Origin of the sequence: Ectopseudomonas composti, from assembly GCF_001567565.1 — a bacterium.
GTDB lineage: Bacteria > Pseudomonadota > Gammaproteobacteria > Pseudomonadales > Pseudomonadaceae > Aquipseudomonas > Aquipseudomonas composti_A.
In genome coordinates, this window is the sequence record NZ_LSSW01000029.1 from 275,746 (window position 1) to 297,889 (window position 22,144).

General features: G+C 62.6%; 16 protein-coding genes. 12 read left to right on the forward strand and 4 right to left on the reverse strand.

All coding sequences use genetic code 11. The features are described 5' to 3' along the window. Positions 1–2: 2 nt before the first annotated feature. Positions 3–968: a 2-hydroxyacid dehydrogenase gene (locus tag PCLY_RS17840; RefSeq protein ID WP_061240957.1), complete on the reverse strand. Its 966-nt coding sequence runs from the start codon at positions 966–968 to the stop codon at positions 3–5. Positions 969–1,047: 79 nt separating this feature from the next. Between PCLY_RS17840 and PCLY_RS17845 the strand changes: the two genes are divergently transcribed. Next, on the forward strand, positions 1,048–1,677 hold the full coding sequence (locus PCLY_RS17845) for a LysE family translocator (protein WP_061240958.1): 630 nt from the start codon (positions 1,048–1,050) through the stop codon (positions 1,675–1,677). A 45-nt stretch (positions 1,678–1,722) separates the two neighbouring features. Here PCLY_RS17845 and PCLY_RS17850 read toward each other — a convergent pair whose 3' ends face one another. After that, positions 1,723–2,898: a thiolase family protein gene (locus tag PCLY_RS17850; protein ID WP_061240959.1), complete on the reverse strand. Its 1,176-nt coding sequence runs from the start codon at positions 2,896–2,898 to the stop codon at positions 1,723–1,725. 189 nt (positions 2,899–3,087) lie between these two features. Here PCLY_RS17850 and PCLY_RS17855 point away from each other — a divergent pair, with 189 nt between their 5' ends. From PCLY_RS17855 to PCLY_RS17870, 4 genes are all read left to right on the forward strand, one after another. After that, positions 3,088–4,770: a fatty acid--CoA ligase gene (locus tag PCLY_RS17855; protein ID WP_061240960.1), complete on the forward strand. Its 1,683-nt coding sequence runs from the start codon at positions 3,088–3,090 to the stop codon at positions 4,768–4,770. A gap of 217 nt (positions 4,771–4,987) precedes the next feature. Next, positions 4,988–6,868, forward strand: a complete 1,881-nt coding sequence (locus tag PCLY_RS17860; protein WP_061240961.1) for a DUF1302 domain-containing protein — start codon at positions 4,988–4,990, stop codon at positions 6,866–6,868. A 26-nt stretch (positions 6,869–6,894) separates the two neighbouring features. Further along, on the forward strand, positions 6,895–8,268 hold the full coding sequence (locus tag PCLY_RS17865; protein WP_061241609.1) for a DUF1329 domain-containing protein: 1,374 nt from the start codon (positions 6,895–6,897) through the stop codon (positions 8,266–8,268). Positions 8,269–8,408: 140 nt separating this feature from the next. Then, a complete protein-coding gene (locus PCLY_RS17870; RefSeq protein ID WP_061240962.1) occupies positions 8,409–11,150 on the forward strand; it encodes a LuxR C-terminal-related transcriptional regulator in 2,742 nt (913 codons plus the stop codon). Here PCLY_RS17870 and PCLY_RS17875 read toward each other — a convergent pair. Next, positions 11,139–11,999, reverse strand: coding sequence for a hypothetical protein (locus PCLY_RS17875; protein ID WP_061240963.1), 861 nt, complete (start codon positions 11,997–11,999; stop codon positions 11,139–11,141). The genes PCLY_RS17870 and PCLY_RS17875 overlap by 12 nt on opposite strands. A gap of 82 nt (positions 12,000–12,081) precedes the next feature. On the opposite strand from PCLY_RS17875, the gene PCLY_RS17880 reads away from it, so the two are divergent. Next, the gene (locus PCLY_RS17880) at positions 12,082–12,750 is read left to right on the forward strand and encodes a TetR/AcrR family transcriptional regulator (RefSeq protein WP_061240964.1); all 669 of its coding nucleotides are present in this window, start codon (positions 12,082–12,084) and stop codon (positions 12,748–12,750) included. Between the two features lie 131 nt (positions 12,751–12,881). After that, positions 12,882–13,823 carry an alpha/beta fold hydrolase gene (locus PCLY_RS17885; protein ID WP_061240965.1) on the forward strand — a complete coding sequence of 314 codons (942 nt, stop codon included), beginning with the start codon at positions 12,882–12,884 and terminating at the stop codon, positions 13,821–13,823. Positions 13,824–13,894: 71 nt separating this feature from the next. Here the strand turns inward: PCLY_RS17885 and PCLY_RS17890 are convergent, their stop codons facing one another. After that, positions 13,895–14,740: a metal-dependent hydrolase gene (locus tag PCLY_RS17890; protein WP_061240966.1), complete on the reverse strand. Its 846-nt coding sequence runs from the start codon at positions 14,738–14,740 to the stop codon at positions 13,895–13,897. 213 nt (positions 14,741–14,953) lie between these two features. Here PCLY_RS17890 and PCLY_RS17895 point away from each other — a divergent pair, with 213 nt between their 5' ends. The 5 genes from PCLY_RS17895 (at position 14,954) to PCLY_RS17915 (ending at position 22,120) form a co-directional block, all read left to right on the forward strand. Continuing rightward, positions 14,954–15,976, forward strand: coding sequence for an AraC family transcriptional regulator (locus PCLY_RS17895; protein ID WP_061240967.1), 1,023 nt, complete (start codon positions 14,954–14,956; stop codon positions 15,974–15,976). Continuing rightward, entirely contained in the window at positions 15,976–16,623 is a 648-nt protein-coding gene (locus tag PCLY_RS17900) for an MBL fold metallo-hydrolase (RefSeq protein ID WP_061240968.1), read from the forward strand. The genes PCLY_RS17895 and PCLY_RS17900 overlap by 1 nt, the downstream gene beginning before the upstream one ends. 64 nt (positions 16,624–16,687) lie before the next feature. After that, entirely contained in the window at positions 16,688–17,356 is a 669-nt protein-coding gene (locus tag PCLY_RS17905; protein ID WP_061240969.1) for a YiaD family glycine zipper/OmpA-like lipoprotein, read from the forward strand. A 143-nt stretch (positions 17,357–17,499) separates the two neighbouring features. Then, positions 17,500–18,156, forward strand: a complete 657-nt coding sequence (locus PCLY_RS17910; protein ID WP_061240970.1) for a YiaD family glycine zipper/OmpA-like lipoprotein — start codon at positions 17,500–17,502, stop codon at positions 18,154–18,156. 247 nt (positions 18,157–18,403) lie between these two features. Then, entirely contained in the window at positions 18,404–22,120 is a 3,717-nt protein-coding gene (locus tag PCLY_RS17915) for a response regulator (RefSeq protein ID WP_061240971.1), read from the forward strand. The last annotated feature ends 24 nt before the right edge of the window (positions 22,121–22,144 follow it).

Genomic DNA, 22,144 nt, shown 5'->3' on the forward strand with positions numbered 1-22,144 from the left:
GCTTACCCGACGACTCGCAGCGGCGCACCGGCGAAGAAGCCGGCTGCGTTGTCGACCATCTGACCGACGATGCGCTGGCGTGCTTCCTGGCTGCCCCAGGCGCTGTGTGGCGTGACGATCAGACGGGGGATGTCCGCTGCCAGCAGTGGATTGCCGTCCTTCGGGGGCTCCTGCAGCAGCACGTCAGTGGCGGCGCCGCCCAGGTGGCCGCGGCGCAGGGTATCAGCCAGCGCCTGTTCGTCGATCAGGCCACCGCGTGCGGTGTTGATCAGAAATGCTCGCGGCTTCATCAGTGCCAGCTCATCGGCGCCAATCATGTTGCGTGTCTGCTCATTGAGCGGGCAGTGCAGGGTCAGTGCATCGACCTGCGGCAGCAGTTCGTGCAGTGGCAGGCGATCAGCACGTGCCGGGCGGCCGGGCAGTTGGCCAAGCAGTACGCGCATGCCGAAGGCTTCGGCCAGACGGGCGACGGCACCCCCCAGCTCACCATGGCCGAGCATGCCCAGGGTCTTGCCTTCGAGTTCGACGATGGGGTGATCGAGCAGGCAGAACTGGCTGGCTTGCTGCCAACGGCCTGCAGCGATGTCGCGTTGATAATCGGGCAGACGCGTGGCCAGGGCCAGCAACAGCATCAGGGTATGTTGCGCCACGGAGGGCGTGCCGTAGCCCTGGCAGTTGCAGACGGTTACGTCGTGGGTGCTGGCGGCTTTGAGGTCGATGTTGTTGGTGCCGGTGGCTGACACCAGCACCAGCTTCAGTTCGGGGCAGGCGGCGAAGGTGTCTGCATCCAGCGGGACTTTGTTGCTGATGGCGACCTGGGCGCCTTGCAGGCGTTCGGCGACCTGATCCGGACGCGTGTGGGCGTGCAGGGTCAGCTCGGCGAAGGCCTGGTGCAGCGGTTGCAGGTCGAGGTCGCCAAGGTCGAGAGAGGCGTGGTCGAGGAAGACGGCGCGGGGGCTTTTGCTCATCAGCTGTACCTTTTCGCAGGAGGGGCGCAGGAGTAGATTGGCGAGCCTACCAGACCTTCACCGTCGATGCGGAGCCGCCATGTACTGGAGTGAATTTCTCACCGTTGCCCTGATTCACCTGCTGGCAGTGGCCAGTCCAGGGCCGGATTTCGCCATCGTCGTACGTGAGAGCGTCGGCTACGGGCGCCGGGCCGGCCTGTTCACCGCATTCGGTGTGGGCACCGGCATTCTGGTGCACGTCACCTATTCGCTGCTGGGCATCGGTCTGATCGTGTCGCAGTCCATCGTCCTGTTCAATGCGTTGAAATGGTTGGCGGCGGCTTATCTGCTGTATATCGGCATCAAGGCGCTGCGCGCGCGCCCGGCCGACCCGGCCAGTGCCGAGCTGAGTCTGGCAGCCGGCGAGCGCAGCGGCTGCGGTGCGTTCGTCACTGGGTTCATCACCAATGGGCTCAACCCCAAGGCGACGCTGTTCTTCCTTTCCCTGTTCACCGTGGTGATCAACCCGCACACGCCAGTGGCGGTGCAGGCCGGCTACGGCATCTATCTGGCAGTGGCCACGGCCGTCTGGTTCAGCCTGGTGGCCTGGCTGTTCAGCCAGCAACGCGTGCGTGCCGGCTTTGCCCGTTTGGGGCACTGGTTCGATAGGTTGATGGGGGCGGTGTTGGTGGGGATCGGGGTCAAACTGGCGCTGACCGAAATGCGCTAAAGCAAAGAGCCCCGCAATCGCGGGGCTCATTGGTGATGGGCTGGCTTACAGCAGCTCGATGGCCACCGCGGTGGCTTCGCCGCCACCGATGCACAGCGAGGCGATGCCGCGCTTGCCGCCTTTTTTCTGCAGGGCGTTGATCAAGGTGAGGATGATCCGCGAGCCGGTGGAGCCAACCGGGTGGCCCTGAGCGCAGGCCCCGCCGAAAACGTTGACCTTGGCGTGGTCCAGACCGTGTTCGCGCATCGCCAGCATGGTCACCATGGCGAAGGCTTCGTTGATCTCGAACAGGTCGACCTCGTCCTTGCTCCAGCCGGCTTTCTTCAGCAGGTTGCTCATCGCACCGATGGGTGCCAGGGTGAACTCGCTCGGATCCTGACTCTGGGTCGCGTGGGCAACCACCTTGGCCAGCGGTTTGAGACCGCGCTTGGCCGCTTCATCGGCGGTCATCAGCAGCAGCGCGCTGGCGCCGTCGGAGATCGAGCTGGCGTTGGCCGCGGTGATGGTGCCGTCCTTCCTGAAGGCAGGCTTGAGCGCGGGGATCTTGTCCAGGTTGGCCGTCAGCGGCTGCTCGTCATCCTTGACCACCACCTCGCCCTTGCGCGACGTGACGGTGATCGGGACGATCTCGGCGTCCAGCGAACCGTCCTTGATCGCCACTTGTGCGCGGCGCAGCGATTCGATGGCGTAGGCATCCATTTCCTCGCGGCTGATGCCGTACTGGTCGGCTGTCTCCTGGGCGAAGGAGCCCATCAGGCGGCCAGTGCGGGCGTCCTCCAGACCGTCGAGGAACATATGATCCTTGACTTCGGCGTGACCCATGCGCAGGCCGGTACGGGCTTTCTCCAGGATGTAGGGCGCGTTGGACATGCTTTCCATGCCACCGGCGATCATCACCTGATTGCTGCCGGCTTTCAGCGAATCGAAGGCCATCATCACGGCCTTCATGCCCGAGCCGCACAGCTTGTTGATGGTGGTGCAACCAGTGGCGGCGGGCAGGCCGGCGTTGAGCGAGGCCTGGCGCGCCGGGCCCTGCTTGAGCCCTGCCGGCAAGACGCAGCCCATGATCACTTCCTGCACGTCGGCTGACTCGATACCGGCACGCTTGACCGCTTCGCGAATGGCGGCCGCGCCCAGCTCGACCGCTGGCACACCGGCCAGGCTGCCTTGAAAACCGCCCATGGGCGTGCGTGCGCCGCTGACGATGACGATGTCGGACATGGTGTTACCTCGAACGAAAGTTTGGCGTGGTGCAGCCTGTTTCAGAACTGGCTGGTTGGTTCGATTCTACCCTGTGACTAAAAGTGTCCATAGAGTCACGTGGCAAATCATTCTTTGGGCTGATTTAGCACTGCGCGAGCCGCTCTAGAGTCGCTGCATACCCATTCCTAGCGTGCCCAAGGTGATTTCATGCTGCAGACTCGACTGATCCCTCCCGCTGAAAACGCTCATGCCTATCCGCTGCTGATCAAGCGCCTGCTGCTGTCCGGTAGTCGTTACGAGAAGACCCGTGAAATCGTTTATCGCGACAAGCTGCGCTACAGCTATGCGACCTTCAACGAGCGTGTTGCACGCCTGGCCAACGTGCTTAGCGAGGCCGGGGTCAAGGCCGGTGATACCGTGGCGGTGATGGATTGGGACAGCCATCGCTATCTGGAGTGCATGTTCGCCATTCCCATGCTCGGCGCGGTGCTGCACACCATCAATATTCGCCTCTCGCCGGATCAGATCCTCTACACCATGAACCACGCCGATGATCGCTTCGTGCTGGTCAACAGCGAGTTCGTGCCGCTTTACAACGGCATTGCCGGGCAACTCACCACCGTCGAGAAGACTCTGCTGCTGACCGATGGCGAGGACAAGAGCGCCGATCTACCGAACCTTGTCGGTGAGTATGAGAGCCTGCTGGCTACAGCGAGCACGCACTACGATTTCGCCGATTTCGACGAGAACTCGGTGGCCACAACCTTCTATACCACCGGTACCACCGGCAACCCCAAGGGCGTGTACTTCACCCACCGGCAACTGGTGCTGCACACCCTGTCCATGGCCACCACCATGGGGGGCCTGGACAGCATCCGCCTGCTGGGCAATGACGACGTCTACATGCCGATCACGCCGATGTTCCACGTGCATGCCTGGGGTGTGCCCTACGTGGCGACCATGCTCGGGGTCAAGCAGGTGTACCCCGGCCGCTACGAGCCGGACATGCTCTGCCGCCTGATCAAGGAGGAGAAGGTCAGCTTCTCCCACTGCGTGCCGACCATCCTGCAGATGGTGCTGGGCGCACCGGGGGCGCAAGGGCACGACTTCGGTGGCATGAAGATGATCATCGGTGGCAGTGCGCTCAACCGTTCGCTGTACGAGGCGGCCAAGGCGCGCGGCATCCAGTTGACGGCCGCCTATGGCATGTCGGAGACCTGTCCGCTGATCTCTTGCGCCTACCTCAACGAGGAGCTGCGTGCGGGCAGCGAGGATGAGCGCACGGCGTACCGCATCAAGGCCGGTATCCCGGTGCCGCTGGTGGAAGCCGCGATCATGGACGATGAGGGCAAGCTGTTGCCGAGCGACGGCGAGGCGCAGGGTGAGCTGGTGCTGCGTGCGCCGTGGCTGACCCAGGGGTACTTCCGCGAACCGGAGAAAGGCGAGGAGCTCTGGGCCCACGGCTGGCTGCACACGGGGGATGTGGCGACCATCGATGGCATGGGTTTCATCGAGATTCGCGACCGCATCAAGGACGTGATCAAGACCGGTGGCGAGTGGATTTCCTCGCTCGAGCTGGAAGACCTGATCAGCCGTCACGCTGCCGTGCGCGAAGTGGCGGTGGTGGGCGTGCCCGATCCGCAATGGGGCGAGCGGCCGTTCGCCTTGCTGGTGGTGCGTGACGGCGAGGCGCTGGATGCCAAGGGGCTGAAGGAGCACCTCAAGCCTTTCGTCGAGCAGGGGCACATCAACAAGTGGGCCATTCCTTCGCAGATCGCCCTTGTTACCGAAATTCCCAAGACCAGCGTCGGCAAACTGGACAAGAAGCGTATTCGCGTCGAAATCGCCCAGTGGCAGGAGGCGGGCAGCGCATTTCTCTCCACGCTGTGAGTGGCGCGCTGGCTGGGCGGTGAAAGTGACCGCCCAGTCAAACAAGCGTTTGGCTTGCTAATTGCTGTTTCGCGTCCATGCTTGGCTAGGCGCAGGACGTGAAACCTGCGAGCCAGAGTGCGTGGGGACTGCAAATCACACTTTCGAGGGATCAAGCAGTAGTACCCGCTGGCTATAGTCCAAGCATCCATAACAAAAAACACATGGAGTAGCGTCGATGACAACAAGAACAAAACCCTACTGGCGTTTGGCGAAACTTCCGCTGGCCGTCAGCCTCGCTTCCACCCTTGCCGCTCCGGCATTCGGCGTCACTTTCAATATCGGTGAGATCGAAGGTCAGTTCGATTCGTCGCTGTCTGTGGGTGCCAGCTGGTCCGTACGCGGAGCCGACAAGGACCTGATCGGCGTGAACAATGGTGGTGATGGCCTGTCCCAGACCACCGACGACAGTCATCTCAACTTCAAGAAAGGCGAGACCTTCTCGAAGATCTTCAAGGGTATCCATGACCTCGAACTGAAGTACGGAGACACCGGGGTATTCGTTCGAGGCAAGTACTGGTACGACTTCGAACTGAAGGACGAGAGCCGCCTGTTCAAGGACATCGACGACAGCAACCGGAAAACCGCCGCGCAGGCCTCTGGTGCCGAAATCCTCGACGCATTCGTCTATCACAACTACACGATCGGTAACCAGCCGGGTTCGGTGCGCCTGGGTAAACAGGTGGTGAGCTGGGGTGAAAGTACCTTCATCCAGAACAGCATCAACTCCATCAACCCGATTGATGCGGCTGCATTCCGCCGTCCTGGCGCGGAAATCAAGGAAGGCCTGATTCCGGTCAATATGTTCTACGTGTCGCAAAGCCTGACCGACAACTTGTCGGCCGAGCTTTTCTACCAACTGGAATGGGATCAGACGGTCGTCGACAACTGCGGCACCTTCTTTGCCCAGCCAGACATCATTGCCGATGGTTGCGACAACAATCTGCGAGTACTGAGCAACAACCTGGCAGCCGGCGCGTCGGTCAACAACGCACTGACCAACGTTCTTGGACGGCCGGACCTGGTGATCGACCAGAACTCCGAGGGTGTGTTGGTTCGACGCAGCGGTGATAGAGACGCTCGTGACAGCGGCCAATGGGGCGCGGCCTTCCGCTATTTCGCTGAGGAGCTGGATACCGAATTCGGCCTCTACTTCATGAACTATCACAGCCGCACGCCGGCGTTCAGCGCCGCCGCACCGGGAGCTGACGTTTATGCCACCGCAGGGCTTACAGGCGCGGCGGCACCGCTGGTGGTGGCCGGTAACTCCACCTACTTCCTCGAGTACCCGGAAGATATCCGCCTTTATGGCCTGAGTTTCTCGACCACGCTGCCTACCGGTACTGCCTGGAGCGGTGAAATCAGCTACCGACCCAATGCCCCTGTTCTGCTGAACACCACCGATATCCTGTTTGCGGGTGTTCGTCCGCTCGGGGTCTCCATCTTCCCCAATGCGTCCCTGATCGACGGGCAGCCTGGTGATGAGGTCAATGGCTACCGCCGTAAAGAAATCACCCAGTTCCAGACCACCTTCACTCACTTCTTCGATCAGGTAATGGGCGCAAGCCGCCTGACTCTGGTCGGTGAGATCGGTGTGGTGCACGTCGGAGGCTTGGAGAACTCAAATGACCTGCGTTATGGCCGTGACCCGGTATTTGGCCCAGGTCCTCTGCCTGCAACTGGGCCTGTCAATACCTGCCGTGCGCTGAACACCAGCACCCTGGGCAGCGCCAGTGCCGAGAACGTCAGCAAGTACTGTGAAGATGACGGCTTTGTAACCAGCACCTCCTGGGGATACCGTGCGCGCGCAATCTGGGACTATCCGGACGTTTTCGCCGGTGTGAACCTCAAGCCCAGTGTTTCCTGGTCGCATGACGTGAATGGCTACGGTCCTAATGGCCTGTTCAACGAGGGGGCTAAAGCCGTCAGCCTGGGGCTGGATGCCGAGTACCAGAATATGTACACGGCCAGCCTGTCCTATACCGATTTCTTCGGTGGCAAATACAACACTGCAATTGACCGTGACTTCGTCGCGCTCAGCTTCGGCGTGAACTTCTAAGCGGCCAGGAATTTCGAGGAATGAAGATGCAAACGAAAACAACAAAAAAACTGTGGCAAAGCGGCATCCTGACCCTGTCTCTGCTGGCCACCAGCGTGATGGCGGCGGTGTCGCCGGACGAAGCGGCGAAGCTGGGTAACACGCTGACCCCGGTTGGCGCCGAGATGGCCGGTAATGCCGATGGCTCGATCCCGGCCTGGACCGGCGGCCTGCCGGCCAATGCCGGCACCGTCGATGGCAAGGGCTTCCTGTCCGACCCGTTCGCCAACGAGCAGCCGCTGTTCACCATCACCGCGCAGAACGTCGACCAGTACAAGGACAAGCTGACGCCTGGCCAGCTGGCCATGTTCAAGCGCTACCCTGACAGCTACAAGATGCCGGTCTACCCGAGCCACCGTTCGGCGAGCCTGCCACCAGCGGTGATCGAGGCGGCCAAGCAGAATGCGGTCAACACCAAGATGGTAGAGGGTGGCAACGGCCTGGAGAACTTCCAGACCGCCAACCCCTTCCCGATTCCGCAGAACGGCCTGGAAGCAATCTGGAACCACATCACCCGCTACCGCGGTGGCAGCGTGCGCCGTCTGGTCACTCAGGCGACCCCGCAGGCCAGCGGTTCCTACTCGCTGGTCTACTTCCAGGACGAGTTCACTTTCCGTGATGCGCTGACCGACTTCGACCCGAGCAAGGAAAGCAACGTCCTGTTCTACTTCAAGCAGCGCGTGACCGCTCCGTCGCGCCTGGCGGGTAACGTGCTGCTGGTGCACGAAACCCTCAACCAGGTGAAGGAGCCGCGTCTGGCGTGGCTGTACAACGCCGGTCAGCGTCGTGTGCGTCGTGCCCCGCAGGTGTCCTACGATGGTCCGGGTACTGCAGCTGACGGCCTGCGTACCTCCGACAACTTCGACATGTACAACGGTGCGCCGGACCGTTACGACTGGAAGCTCGAAGGCAAGAAGGAGATCTACATCCCCTACAACGCCTACAAGCTGGACTCGCCGAGCCTGAAGTACGAGGACATCATCAAGGCTGGCCACATCAACCAGGACCTGACTCGCTACGAGCTGCACCGCGTATGGCATGTGACCGCGACCCTCAAGCAGGGTGAGCGCCACATCTATGCCAAGCGCGACTTCTACCTCGACGAGGACACCTGGCAAGCGGCGCTGATCGACCACTACGACGGTCGTGGCACCCTGTGGCGCGTAGCCGAGGCGCATGCGCAGTACTACTACGACAAGCAAGTGCCGTGGTACACGCTGGAAGCGCTGTACGACCTGCTGTCCGGTCGCTACCTGGCCCTGGGTATGAAGAACGAGGAGAAGCAGGCCTACGACTTCAACTACAAGGCCTCCAGCAGCGACTACACGCCGGCGGCCCTGCGCCAGGCGGGCGTTCGCTGATAGTTGCTCGCGATACGACGAAGCCGGCCTTGTGCCGGCTTTTTCGTTACGGACTGTAGCAAGCGCTTCTAAAGGCCACTGCAAGTCGCTAGGCTGAGCTCAGATCGAGCCCCAGACAGAAGACTTCCAAGAATCGGCCGATGACAGACCTTTCCCGCTCCCCAGCCTTCCCCTATGCACCGGCTACGCCGGCGGAGGCGCGTTTCTATCGGCCACCGCTGCCGGCCGGGCACATGCCCAGGCCCAGGCTGTGCGAACGCCTCGAGGAAGGGCTGCAAGGACGCCTCCTGCTGGTCAGCGCGCCTGCCGGCTTTGGCAAGAGCTCGCTGGCGATCGAATTCTGCGAACGCCTGCCGAATCACTGGCGCAGCCTCTGGCTGGGCCTGAGCGAGCGGGATCGTGATCCCGGGCGCTTCCTCGAACGGTTGTTGCAAGGCCTGCAGCAGTCGTACCCGGGCCTGGGCGAGGACGCCCTTGGCCTGCTGAAAATGCGTCAGCGCCATCAGCCCTTCGCCTTCGAGCAGTGGCTCGACGGTCTGCTCGATGAGCTGACCCAGCAACTCGACGATGGTCAGCCGCTGTTGCTGGTATTGGACGACTACCATCTGGCGCAGGGGCCGGTGCTGGATCGTTGCCTGCAATTTTTCCTCAACCATTTACCGCCCGGCGTGCTGCTGCTGGTTACCAGTCGTCAGCGGCCGGACTGGCATCTGGCCCGCCTGCGACTGTCGCGACAGCTGCTTGAGCTCAACGAGCAGGATTTGCGCCTGACCGCAGCTGAGCTAGACGCACTGCTGACCAGTCAGGGCGCGCGTCTTGAAAAACAGCAGGTCACGGGGATTTTGCAGCGTAGCGAGGGCTGGATCGCCGGGTTGCGCCTGTGGTTACTGGCTGTCGAAGAACTGGGGCCATCAGGCGAGGGACTGCAGTTGCACGGCGGGGAAGGGCTGATTCGAGAGTACCTACTCGAGGAAGTCATCGAGCGGCAGCCCGCCGAGGTGCAGCAGTTCCTCTACGATACCGCCTGCATGGAACGCTTCTGCGCTGAGCTGTGTGATGCGGTGCGTGACAGCCGTGACAGCGCCGCGATCATCCGCCAGTTGCAGGCCAATCAGGTATTTCTCGTGCCGCTGGACGAGCAGGGGCACTGGTTTCGTTATCACCATCTGTTTTCCGACCTGCTCAATGCGCGCCCTGCCGAGGGCGCCAAGCATTCGCGTGGTTGCGCTCACCTACGTGCCTGTCGCTGGTTCGCTGCACAAGGCATGCTGGATGCTGCCATCGAGCAGGCGCTGCTGGCGGGGCAGGCCGATGTCGCGGCCAACTTGGTACAGAATCTTTCCGAGGAGCAGATGCTGGCGGAACAGAACATCGCCATGCTGCTGCGCTGGAAGACCAATCTGCCGGACGATCTACTGGTCAGCACGCCGCGACTGATCATGCTCTATGGCTGGGCATTGGCGTTGGCTTGCCAGCTGGATGCGGCGCAGGAGCTGCTCGATCATCTCGAGCGCTTCCTTCCAGCGGCCGAGCCGCTCGCTCAGCGGAGCCTGCTGGCGCAGTGGCAAGCGCTGGACGGGGTCATTGCCCGAGGCCGTGGTGATGGTGTGCGCGCCGAGCAGCAGTGCAGTGAGGCACTGGCCGGCTTGCCGGCGGAACGCTACGGCCCGCATTTCATGTGCCTGTCGGCATTGTCCAATCTGGCCATGGTGCGTGGCGATCTGTGGCGTGCGCGTGGCCTGAACCGCGATGCGCTGGAGTTGGCGCAGCGTATCGATAATCCGCTGTTCGAGGCGCTTGCCCACTATGAGCGTGCCCGCGTGCTGCAGGCCCGCGGGGAGGTGCTGCGGGCGCAGGAAGAAGTGCATCAGGGCTTGCTGCTGGTGCAGTGCCTGCCGGCTCAGCGCAGCTACTCCGTGCGGGCGCGGCTGACGATTTATGAGGGGTATCTGCTCAGTCTGCGGCTGCAGCCACAGGCGGTGGAGCGCTTGCGGGCGGGAATAGCCGAAGCCCGGGCTTGTCGTGACGTCGGCGCGTTGATCGGCTATTGCGTGCTGGCCTGCCTGGAAGGGCAGGATGGACGCTCTGCCGAGGCCTTTGCCCTGCTCGGTGAGGCAGAACGCCTGATGCACGTCTGGGACGTGCCGGCGATCTACTACCTGGCGATGATCACGCTGATCAAGTGCGAGCTGTGGTTGCGGCAAGGGCAGGTCGAGCTGGCAGCCGCCTGGCTACCGCAACTGGCTGAAACCTATGGTGAGCAGGGACGAGCGCTGGCGCCGGAGTTCCACCCACAGCTGGCGCTGCATATCGATCTGCAACTGGCCGCTCTGGAGCGCCTGCAGGGTGGGCAGGAGAATGCCGAGCGCCGTCTGCGCGCACTGCAGCAGCGTGCACAGGGTGTGGGCGGCCAACTGGTGGGGCTGATGGCGCAGGCGCAGCTCGCGCAATTGCTGAAGCAGACCGGGCGAGAGCGCGAGGCGCAGCAACAGCTCGATAGCTGTCTGGACCTTGCTCAAGGCGGAGCGCTGCTCACCTTCATCGAGCTGTTGCAGCATCAGCCGCAGTGGCTGCGTGAGCGTCTGCAGGGACGTAGCGCCTGTCTGCTGCGCGACGACTTGCTTGCGCGGTTGCCGGCAGAGCAATGGCCCGATGAGCCTCCCGAAGTCGAGGAGGGGCCGCTCACTGAAAAACTCAGCGGCCGCGAGCTGGCCGTGCTGCAACTGATTGCGCGCGGCTGTTCGAACCAGGAGATCAGCGAGCGCCTGTTCATCTCCCTGCACACGGTCAAGACCCACGCACGGCATATCAACAGCAAACTTGGCGTCGAAAGACGGACCCAGGCGGTGGCTCGTGCCAAAGGGTTGGGCCTATTGCGCTGAGGTCGGTGCCGACAGATCCAGCACTGGCGCTTTGGCCTCTGGCTTCACGGGTTGCGCCAGTTTGCGCTGCACATCCTCATGAATCATCCGCAGCACCGGTAACAAGGCCGCCATGTCCTGGCCGACCTCTGGGTAACGATGGCCTGTGCTGAGTCCTTCGATACGTGCCAGCAACTGCGCCTGTACATCGGCGGATAGATGAACGAAGAGTTCGGGAAACTGCTGGCTCAGTTCGGCGCTGTACAGCAGCAGCTCGTCGCGGCCAAAGGCCTGGGTCAGTTCCAGGTAGTCCAGGGCACTACCACTGAGCATGGCTGCCGCCGCTTTGGTCTCCTGTAGCCCCTGCAGGCGCACCGGGTTGCCTTGTTCGCTCTGTGACAGGGTCATCCAGAACTCGGTGGTGAGGGTGAACAGAATGGCCTGCTGGCGCAGTGAGTAACTCATCAGGCCCAACGCTTCGGCAGCGTAGGGTTGCTGTTTGGCGCGAAAGTCGAAGTACAGGTGCATCAGCTCCTTGAGTTCGAACAGCACCTCGCGCGCCTCGTTCTGGCGCAGCTCCAGCGGCGCATAGATGTTCAGTTGCGGGCGGAAGTTTTCCGCCGAGACCATGCGCTCATAGATCGGCCCGGTGAACTCGCCGCTGCGCCGCGGTAGTGCGTTGGCCTGAGTGCTGTCGACCTGCTCCAGGGCTTCGCGTAGCTGCCGATAGTCGCCAATGCGCCACGGCTTGTGGATATCCGGGATGCGTTGGCCAAGATAGAACAGCTCGGTGGCTCCCAGCGGCGGTAGCCAGACCAGCAAAAGGATGGCCAGCGGCCAGAGCAGGTGACGTGCTAGGGTGGATGACACGATGATTATCCGCGGCTAGAGGCGGCTCCAGAGTACTCAGCTCGCGGCGCCACGTCACCCGCGCCTTGGTTGGGAAAGCAGTATGGACGAGTTGGCCGAGCACGGTGCGATACGCGCGGTTTTCGAGGACCTGGGCGGTTATGGCGCACTCGCCTCGCAGCAGGTTGGCGGTGGCGAGGGCCCGTTGGTTGGCCATCTGCAGCGCACCAACATCCAACTGGCGGCTATTGCCGTGTTCGCCCGCAAGGGCCTGGAGCAGGCGACGGTGAATGACCTGCTGGAGGCGGCGCAGGTCTCGCGGCGCACCTTCTATAAATACTTCGCCAACAAGATCGAGGTGCTCGAAGGCATCTACCAGACTTCGGTGATGTTGCTGCTGGCGCGTTTTCGCGAGATGCAGCAGGTGGCCGGCAGTCCGCAAGAATGGCTGAGGGCGATGGTCGGGCGCTTTTTCGATTATCACCTGGCGGTCGGGCCGATCATCCGCCTGATGCAGGAAGAGGCGTTGCGCGCACAATCGCCTCTGGCTGCCCATCGCCAGCGAGCGCACCAGGAGATGCTGCGCCTGCTGGTCGAGCGCCTCGAGCCGGAGCTGGCGCCACGCGATCCCCTGGTCTATCAGGCGTTGATCTGGGCGCTGGAAGCGGCCTCTCTCGACCTGCTCGGGCGGCGTGCCAGCCGCGAGGAAATCGAGCGGGCCAAGAGGGTTCTGGCGGATCTGCTGATTGCTTCGTTGTGCCCGCGCTCCTAGGCGTTCTCGTAGCTGGGATGGGCCGTGATGGCCGCCAGAGATGACCTGTTAACAGACCCAAGGTTGGGCGCTAACGTGCAGAGGCTCATGCTTTGATGCGGCTACCTACAACAAGATTCGAGGTACGCCGCATGACCGCCAACAGCCTGTCCCTGCAACCGCCGCTGGCTGCCGGATTCGCCCGCCTGGGTTTCGGCGCTCTGCCGCTGGAGCGCCTCAAGGGCCGCTACGGTAGCGCTGCCGATGGCTCGCGCTATATCGAACTCGACGGCTTCAATATCCACTACCGGGATGAGGGGCGCCGCGACAAGCCGGCATTGGTGATGATTCACGGCGTGGTCGCCTCGTTGCACACCTGGGACGCCTGGGTGCAGGCGTTCGCCGCCGACTACCGCATCATCCGCTTCGATGTACCGGGGTTCGGCCTGACCGGCCCCGCGCGTGACGGCCAGTACTCGGCCGAGCGCATGATTCGTGTGCTCGGCCTGTTGCTCGATTACCTGCAGGTGGACAAGGCGGATATTGCCGGCAACTCCCTTGGTGGCTACATCGCCTGGAACTTCGCCCTGGCGCAGCCGCAACGGGTCGGCAAGCTGGTGCTGATCGACCCGGCCGGCTATCCCATGCGCAAGGTGCCGTGGATGATCGCCGCCGCCGCATTGCCTGGCGCGACCGTCGCCATGCCGATGTGGATGCCGCGTGCACTGATCGCTCAGGGCATCAAGGAGGTCTATGGTGAGCCGGGGCGCATCAAGCCCGGTGTGGTCGATCGCTACTACGACCTGTCGCGGCGTCCAGGCAACCGCCGCGGCATGATGGAAATCTTCCGCGTGCTGCTGAAGGTCAACAAGGACGAACTGCATACGACGCCTGAACGGGTCGCGCAGATCAAGGTACCCACCCTGCTGATGTGGGGTGAGCGTGATCGCTGGATTTCGCCCAAGCACGTGCCGCTGTGGCAGCGTGATCTGCCGGGGATTCAGGTCAAGGTCTACCCTGGCGTCGGGCATATCCCCATGGAGGAGATTCCCGAGCAGAGCGCCGCCGACGCGATGCGATTTCTGAAGGGGTGAGCGCGCACTGGACATGAAAAAGCCCGGCCAGAGCCGGGCTTTTTCATACGTCGCTTGGCAGCAGTAGCGCGTCAGGCAGCGCTGGCCTGGACCTGTGGGCTGCCATCGAACTCTTCGCGGGTGGCGTGCAGCACGTCCAGGTTGTCGTGCTCCCAGGGATGGAAACCGTCCTTGAAGAAGTCCAGATAGGTGCGGATCAGCGGGCGGAACACGCCTTCCTTGCCCCACATCCAGCGGATGCCGTCGCGCCATACGCGCCAGTTCCACAGTAGGCCGTCGACCTTGAGCATATGCGCCAGGCCGCGCGTAGTGTCGAGGACGAAGAACATGGTGCCCATGAGCATCGCCCGGCGCAGCAGCTTGCGGCTGCCACAGACCTGGTTGTAAACGTCGAAGGCCACCGCCTTGTGCTCGGTCTCCTCCAGCGCGTGCCAGCGCCATAGGCGGGCCAGCGACGGATGAGCACCGGCCAGGTGGGCCTCGTTTCTCAGCAGGCCATCGGCCATGATCGCGGTGATGTGCTCCAGCGCCGCAGTCGCCGCCAGCTGCCGCTGCGGCGAGAACTTCTTCTGCGTGTAGCGGATGCGCGCGCGGGCGCGTTTCTCGATGCGCTCGACGTTGTAACCCAGGTCACGTAGACGCTGGCTGTATTCGAGATGTTCACGGCTGTGATGGCCTTCCTGGCCGATGAAGCCGCGAATCTGTTCCTTGAGTAGCGGGTCGTCGATACGGTCGCGAAATTGGCGCACCGAGTCGATGAAAAAGCGTTCGCCATCGGGAAACAACACCGACATGGCATTGAACAGATGGGTCTTGAAGGCGTCGCCGCCGTTCCAGTGGCGCGGCAGCGGGTTGGGCAGATCGAAATTCATGTGCCGGGGGCGAATCTGCAATCCTTCCGGTGTGGTGCTGGCCATGAGGGCTCCATTGCGCTGTTTGACTGGCATTCACTATGGGCGTCATTCGCGGTTGGGCACAGGTTCGTAACAGCCAAGGTGGCAGTCATATCTGGCCAGTGCGCTGTTCCAATGGAAAGTTGGGGTGGCCGCAGAGCGGCGAACACGGATTCGCTGAGTTAAGGTTCATCGTCAGGACGGTCATTTGCGGCCAGTCGCCGGAACAACCCACCCATGAAGAACACCCTCAACTTCACTGCCGAACTGGTGCCCGTGGCTTATGCCGAGGCACTGCTGGCGCTGGCCGAAGAACTCGGCCAGGCACGTGCCGAGCTGTTCGTCGCGGCACGGGTACGCCCTGAAGTGCTGGGCAGTCCCAATGGTCGATTGTCCTTTCTCGACTTTCACCAGTTGACCCAGGCGGCGCTTGAGCGCTGCGGCGAACCGGCGCTTGGCCTGGTGCTGGGGCAGCGCCTGAACGTCTCCACCCACGGCATTCTCGGTTACGCGGTGTTGTCCAGTGCCAATCTGGGCAAGGCGCTGCAGTTCGCCCTGAAGTACTACCGCGTGCTGGGTCTGGCGTTCGAGTTGGAGTTGGTCGAGCAGGGCGAGGACATGCAGTTGCGTGCAGTCGAGTCCTTTCCCATGGGGCCACAGTCACGGTTCGCCGCCGAGGGGCTGCTGACCAGTATCCACACCATCGCGCGTTTTCTGCTGGGCGAGGAGTTGCAGGGCGTGGCCGTTGGCTTCGCTCATTGCGCCCCAGCCTACGCTGCGCGCTACGCCGAGGTGTTCGGCGTAGCGGCGCAGTTCGAACAGCCCTATCACTGGTTGCGCTTGCCCCGGCATTACCTGCAACGGCCCATGGCGCTGGCCAACCCGGCCACGGTGCAGATGTGCGAGCAGCAGTGCGAAGCGCTGCTGGCCAGCCTCGACGTGCAGGATGGGCTGCTCACGCGGGTGCGCCGCCTGTTGCTGGCGCGTCCTGGTGACTTTCCTGATCTGCAAAGCGCCGCGAGCGCCTTGCACACCAGCGGCCGCAGCCTGCGCCGCCACCTGGCGCAGATGGGCACCAGCTATCAGCAGGTACTCGACGATGTGCGCAAGCGTCTGGCTTTGCAGTACCTGACGACCACGCATTTGCCTCTGTATGAAATCGCCCAGTTGCTGGGCTTCAGCGACCCTTCCAACTTCCGCCGTGCATTTCGCAAATGGACCGGTAAACTGCCCGGCGATTACCGCAACGAGGCCTCCTGATGACCACCGCCGAACGACCCGCCCTGATTCGCGAAACCTTCCCCGTCGGGCCTTTGCAGTGCAACTGCACCATCATCGGCGACCCGCTCACTAAAAGGGCCATCGTGGTCGATCCGGGCGGTAATCCCGATCTGATCATGGCGCGTCTGGAGGCCCATGGCCTGAAAGTGGTCAGCATCATCCACACGCATGCGCACCTTGATCACTTTCTCGCCTCGGGGCAGATGAAGGAGAAGACCGGCGCCACCTTGCACCTGCACAAGGAGGATCAGTTCCTCTGGGACAATCTGGAGATGCAGTGCAGCATGTTCGGCGTGCCCTACACGCCGGTGCCGGCGCCGGACAAGTGGCTGGCCGATGACGAGGAGCTGGCCTGCGGCTGCGGTGTGGCGCTGCATACTCCCGGCCACACCCCGGGTTCGATGAGCTTCTGGTTCGAGGACGCCAAGCTGCTGATCGTCGGCGACACGCTGTTTCGTCGGGGGATCGGCCGTACCGACCTGTGGGGCGGTGACTACGCCACCATCGAGCGTTCGATCAAGCAACGCCTTTATAGCCTCGACGAGGACGCTACCGTGGTCACCGGTCATGGGCCGGACACTCGCCTGGGCGATGAAATGCGCGAGAACCCCTTTATTCGTGCATGACAGGGCACTAATGGCGGTGTGAGGACTCAAACAGCCATCACCCACCGTTCATGGAGACTCCTTCATGTTCCGCCTGCCCGTCATTGCCCTTTGCACCTCTGCGCTGCTGCTCGGCGGTTGTGTTTCGCAGAACCCTTATGATCAGAGCGCGCCGAGCTCCAACCGCACTGCGACCTATGGCGGTCTCGGCGCGCTGGCTGGCGCGGCCGCTGGTGCGTTGATCAACCATGACAACCGGGGCAAGGGCGCGCTGATCGGCGCCGCCGTAGCCGGTGCCGCCGCGGCAGGTTACGGCTACTACGCCGACAAGCAGGAAGAGGAGCTGCGCCGCAGCATGCAAGGCACCGGGGTCGAGGTGCAGCGCCAGGGCGATGTGATTCAGCTGATCATGCCCGGCAACATCACCTTCGCTACCGACTCCGCGCAGATCGCCAGCAGCTTCTATCAGCCACTGAACAACCTGGCCAACTCTTTCCGTCAGTACAACCAGAACAGCATCGAGATCGTTGGTCATACCGACAGTACCGGGTCGCACAGCCACAACATGGCGCTGTCGCAGCGTCGTGCGCAAAGCGTGGCCGATTACCTGCTGGCACAGGGCGTCGACCCCAGCCGTCTGAGCACACGAGGCATGGGGCCGGACCAACCGGTGGCGAGCAATGCCACGGCAGATGGGCGAGCGCAGAATCGTCGTGTCGAGGTGACCCTGCGGCCTCTGCCAGGCGTGCAGTAACGCTCCGTAGCGTGCAGACCTGCTCTGGATCGCAGCCCTCATGCGCTCAGGCTGATAAGCTTGGGCGGAACTTCACTGTGCCCTGGCGGTTCGAAGACTGTGGCATGTCTGCCCGATATCAGAAGAAATCCTAAGGAAATGTTATGAAGACCAGACGCAATCTGATCGCAGCAACTGCGCTCATGGCCATGCTGGCTGGCTGCACCACCAACCCCTACACCGGTGAAAGCCAGGCTGGTAAAGCCGGCATCTACGGTGGTGTCGGCGCCGTTACTGGTGCGGTGATCGGCGCCGCGACATCGAGCAAGAAAGACCGCGCCAAGGGGGCGCTTATCGGTGCGGCCGTTGGTGGCGCTGCCGGTGGTGGTTATGGCTATTACGTCGACACTCAGGAAGCCAAGCTGCGCCAGACTCTGCAAGGCACAGGCGTACAGGTACAACGCCATGGCGATGATCTGAAGCTGATCATGCCGGGCAATATCACCTTCGCCAGCAACTCGGCGGACATCTCCAGCAGCTTCTACCCGACCCTCAACTCGCTGGTGCTGGTGTTCAAGGAGTTCGACAAGAACGGTGTGAACATCGTCGGTCATACCGACAGCACCGGCTCGCAGGAGCTGAACCAGAGCCTGTCGCAGCGTCGCGCGCAGAGCGTGGCCAATTACCTGACCGCCAACGGCGTGCCGGGGCAGCGTATCTCCGCCTACGGCGCGGGCCCGAGCCAGCCGATTGCCAGCAACGCCACCGATGCTGGTCGCGCGCAGAACCGCCGCGTCGAGATCAACCTGCGCCCGCTATAAGGCTGGGTTGCGTTGCACGAAGCCTCCCTCTGGGAGGCTTTTTTATGTCGCCGACAATTCACCGCTATGAATGTCTTTTCAGCGACGTTGCCAGAACATCCTTGCGAGCCTGTTCGCGACCACTTGTCGTGTCCCTTCTGGCAAAAGGCCACTCATTCAAAACCTGACTAGACTGCTGTTGTGGTTCTGTGATGTCCGCGTGCGGGGTGTCCGCGCGCGTTGGTTCTGGATGACCGAAGGAGAGCGAATGGAAGACAGAGCTGTCGAGCTGCCGCCAAGGCCCTGGACGCCGTTACTGGCTGCACTTGGCCTGTTGCTTGGGCTGGGCGGATTGATTTTCTGGCAGTGGGACACCCTGCAGGATCGTGAGCGGGAAGACAGTCAGAGGCAGTTCCAGCAGCAGTCACAGGAGATCGGCCAGCGTGTGCTGGCGCGTATGCGCGCATACGAGATGGTCTTGCGTGGCGTGTCCGGGCTCATGATCGGCAGTGACCATGTCTCGCTCGCCGAATGGGACCGGGCCATCGATCAGCTGCAACTGCAGGAGCGCTATCCCGGTATCCAGGCGGTGGCCTGGTCGCGTTATCTGTCACCCGAGCAGCTCGCTGACTTTGCCGATGAGTTGAGGGCCGATGGTCGCTCCGACTATCAGATATTTCCAACAGGTGAGCGCGAGCACTATCTGCCGATCGATTACGTCAGTCCGCTGGACTGGCGCAACCGCCGCGTACTCGGTTTCGACATGCTCAGTGAGGCCGTGCGGCGAGCCGCGATCGAGCGCAGTATCGATACCGGTGATGCCAGCCTGAGTGGGCCTTTGATCCTGCGCCAGGAGGTGGATGTCAACGTCCAGTCCGGCGTGCTGCTCTACTTGCCGGTTTTCCGCCCAGGGTTGCCCGTCAATACGGTCGAGCAGCGCCGGGCGGCGTTGCTGGGGATGGTGCATGGCGGATTCCGCAGTCAGGACCTCATGGACGGGATACTCGGCTCCCAGACCCGCTTGTTCGACATCATCCTGAAAGATCCGCAGGCCACCGATCTGCAATTGCTCAGTGGCGAAACTCAGGCCAACGGCTGGCGCCCGCGTTTTCGCAGTCAGCAGCAATTGCCGCTCTACGGGCGCACCTGGGCGCTCGAGGTCATCGGTACGCCCGAGTACGAACGAAACCTGATCGATCGCACCGGCACGCTCGGACTTTGGGCCGGGTTGGCCGCGGCGCTGTTGCTGTCGACGCTGGTTGGCGGTTTTCTCTATCAGCGAGATCGCAAGCTGCAGATCAGTGAACGGGCTGCGGTGGCCTTGAGCGAGCGTGAAGAGCGCTTTCGCTTGTTGGTCGAGCGGTTGCCGGTCGCGACCCTGTTGTGCGACGACAAGGGCCGTATCGAGATGGCCAATCGCAGCGCCGCCGAGCTGCTCGACTGCCCGCTCAATGCTTTGCCGGGCGAATCTGTGCTGCGCGTGCTGCCCAATATCGAGTCACCGAAAGATCTGCAGGAGCAACTGGCCGAAAGCGACGAACGTATGGTGCGCACGTTGCGCGGCGAGTCGATTCCGGTCGGCATCAGCCTCAATCCACTGCATGAAGGCAGCAGCTATTTGATCAATCTGGTCGACCTGCGTGCGCGCAAGGTAGCCGAGGAGCGCTTCAGGCTGGTGGTCGAAGCCTCGCCCAATGCCATCGTGCTGGTCGATGGCCTGGGGCGCATTGCCATGGTCAATCGGCAGACCGAGCTGCTGTTCGGCTACGAGCGTCAGATGCTGCTCGACGAGCCCGTGGAAATGTTGCTGCCCGCAGCGCAGCGTGGCAGCCATGTGGCGATGCGCCGTGGCTATCAGGCGATGCCCGAGCAACGCCGCATGGGCGGTAATCGTGAACTGTTTGGCCAGCATCGCGAAGGGCGTCTGATTCCGTTGGAGGTAGGGCTGTCGCCGATTCGCAGTGGCGACGAGAACCTGGTGCAGGCGGTGATCATCGACATCAGCGAGCGCAAGGCGGCCGAGCAGAAATTGCGCGAGCAGGCCGAGCAGCTGTTGTTGGCCAACCGTTACAAGTCAGAGTTCCTGGCCAACATGTCCCACGAACTGCGTACACCGCTCAACAGCATCCTGATTCTCAGCGATCAGTTACGGCAGAACCTGGCCGGTAATCTCACCGAGAAGCAGACCAAACACGCGGATATCGTGCATCGCGCCGGCTGCGACCTGCTGCAGTTGATCAACGACGTACTGGACCTGGCCAAGGTCGAGTCCGGGCGCATGCAGCTCAAGCTCGAGGCGATCAACATGCAGGACGTGCTGGTGGAGCTGGATGCCAGCCTGCGCCCGATGGCCGAACTCAAGGGCCTGCGCCTGCACACCCAGCTGGAAGCCGGCGTGCCGCGCGTGATTCACACCGACCGTGTGCGCCTGCATCAGATCCTGCGCAACCTGTTGTCGAACGCGTTGAAGTTCACCGATCAGGGCGAGGTCGCTCTGACCGTCAGCAGTGAGGGGCGACAGGAGGATGAGCGTGAGCTGCTGAGTTTCAGCGTGCGTGACACCGGTATCGGCATCGATCCCGCGCAACATGAACAGGTGTTCCAGGCCTTCCAGCAGATCGACGGCTCCACCAGTCGGCGCTTCGGCGGCACCGGGCTGGGGCTGGCCATCACCCGGCAGCTGGTGCTGGCGCTGGATGGCGATATCACCCTGCAAAGTGCGCCCGGACAGGGCTCCACCTTTACCGTCCGCCTGCCGGTTCAGGCCGCTTCGATCAGCGTCGAGGCGCCGGTCCAGGGGCCGCAGCGTGCCGGGGATGGACCGCCGCTGCTGATCATCGAAGACGATGCCAATTTTGCCGCGGTGATCGCCGAAGAAGCCCACGCCCATGGTTTTTCCAGCGTGCACTGTCGTACCGGGTTGCAGGCGTTGGGGCTGCTGCAGCAGGAGTCGTTCAACGCGGTGATCCTCGACATCCTGCTCCCCGATCTCAGCGGCTGGCAGCTGTTTCGCCGTCTACGGGCCCAGCCGACCCACCGGCACACACCGGTGCACATCATTTCCTGCGTGCCACAGCCGGCGGGCTGGAACGATGATGGCACGCGCTACCTGGTCAAACCCATCGGCCGCGACGAGTTGGAGCAGGTGTTCGTCGAGCTGCAGCATGGCGCGCAGCAGGATAGGGCTCTGCTGCTGGTAGAGGATGTCGAGGCCGAGCGTGAGCACTATCGCCAGCAACTGACGGAGCTGGGCTTTCAGGTCACTGCCTGCGCCGATGGCGAGCAGGCTCGCGCGGCTTATGCGCAGGGACAGTTCTGCGCACTGGTGATCGATCTGGACCTGCCCGATCAGGACGGTTTCGCGCTGCTCGACAGCCTCAATCAGCTACGCCAGTTGCAGGGCACGCGTGTGGTGATCAACACCGGCGTCGATGTCACTCAGCAGACCTTGCAGCGTTTGCGCCGCTACAGCGCCGTGGTGGTGCGCAAGCATGGCGACGACACCGACGCACTGTGCAAGGCGGTGCAGGGCTTTCTCGGTGACGTGCGTGCGCCGCAGGCGGCGCACTTGCGGCTCAATCCGCTGGAGGGCAAGCGCATCCTGCTGGTGGATGACGACGTACGTAACGTCTACGCGCTGACGGCACTGCTGGATGAAGTGGGGCTGCACGTCAGCTCCGCCACGGACGGCATCGAGGCCATCGCCGCCTATCAGAGTGATCCATTTGATCTGATCCTGATGGACATGGCCATGCCCAACATGGACGGCTATACCGCCACGCGCCTGCTCAAGCAGGAGCATGCGTGCATGATCCCCATCATCGCGCTCACCGCCCATGCCATGAAGGGCGATCGCGAGAAATGCATCACGGCAGGCGCGGACGACTACATGGCCAAGCCGATCCAGCGCGATGAGCTGCTGGCACTGCTGGAGCGCTGGCTGAGCATGCCGGTCATGTCTTCTTCCGGTGATGGACTAACCTGATGGCAGGAGTGAGTAGGACAAGGG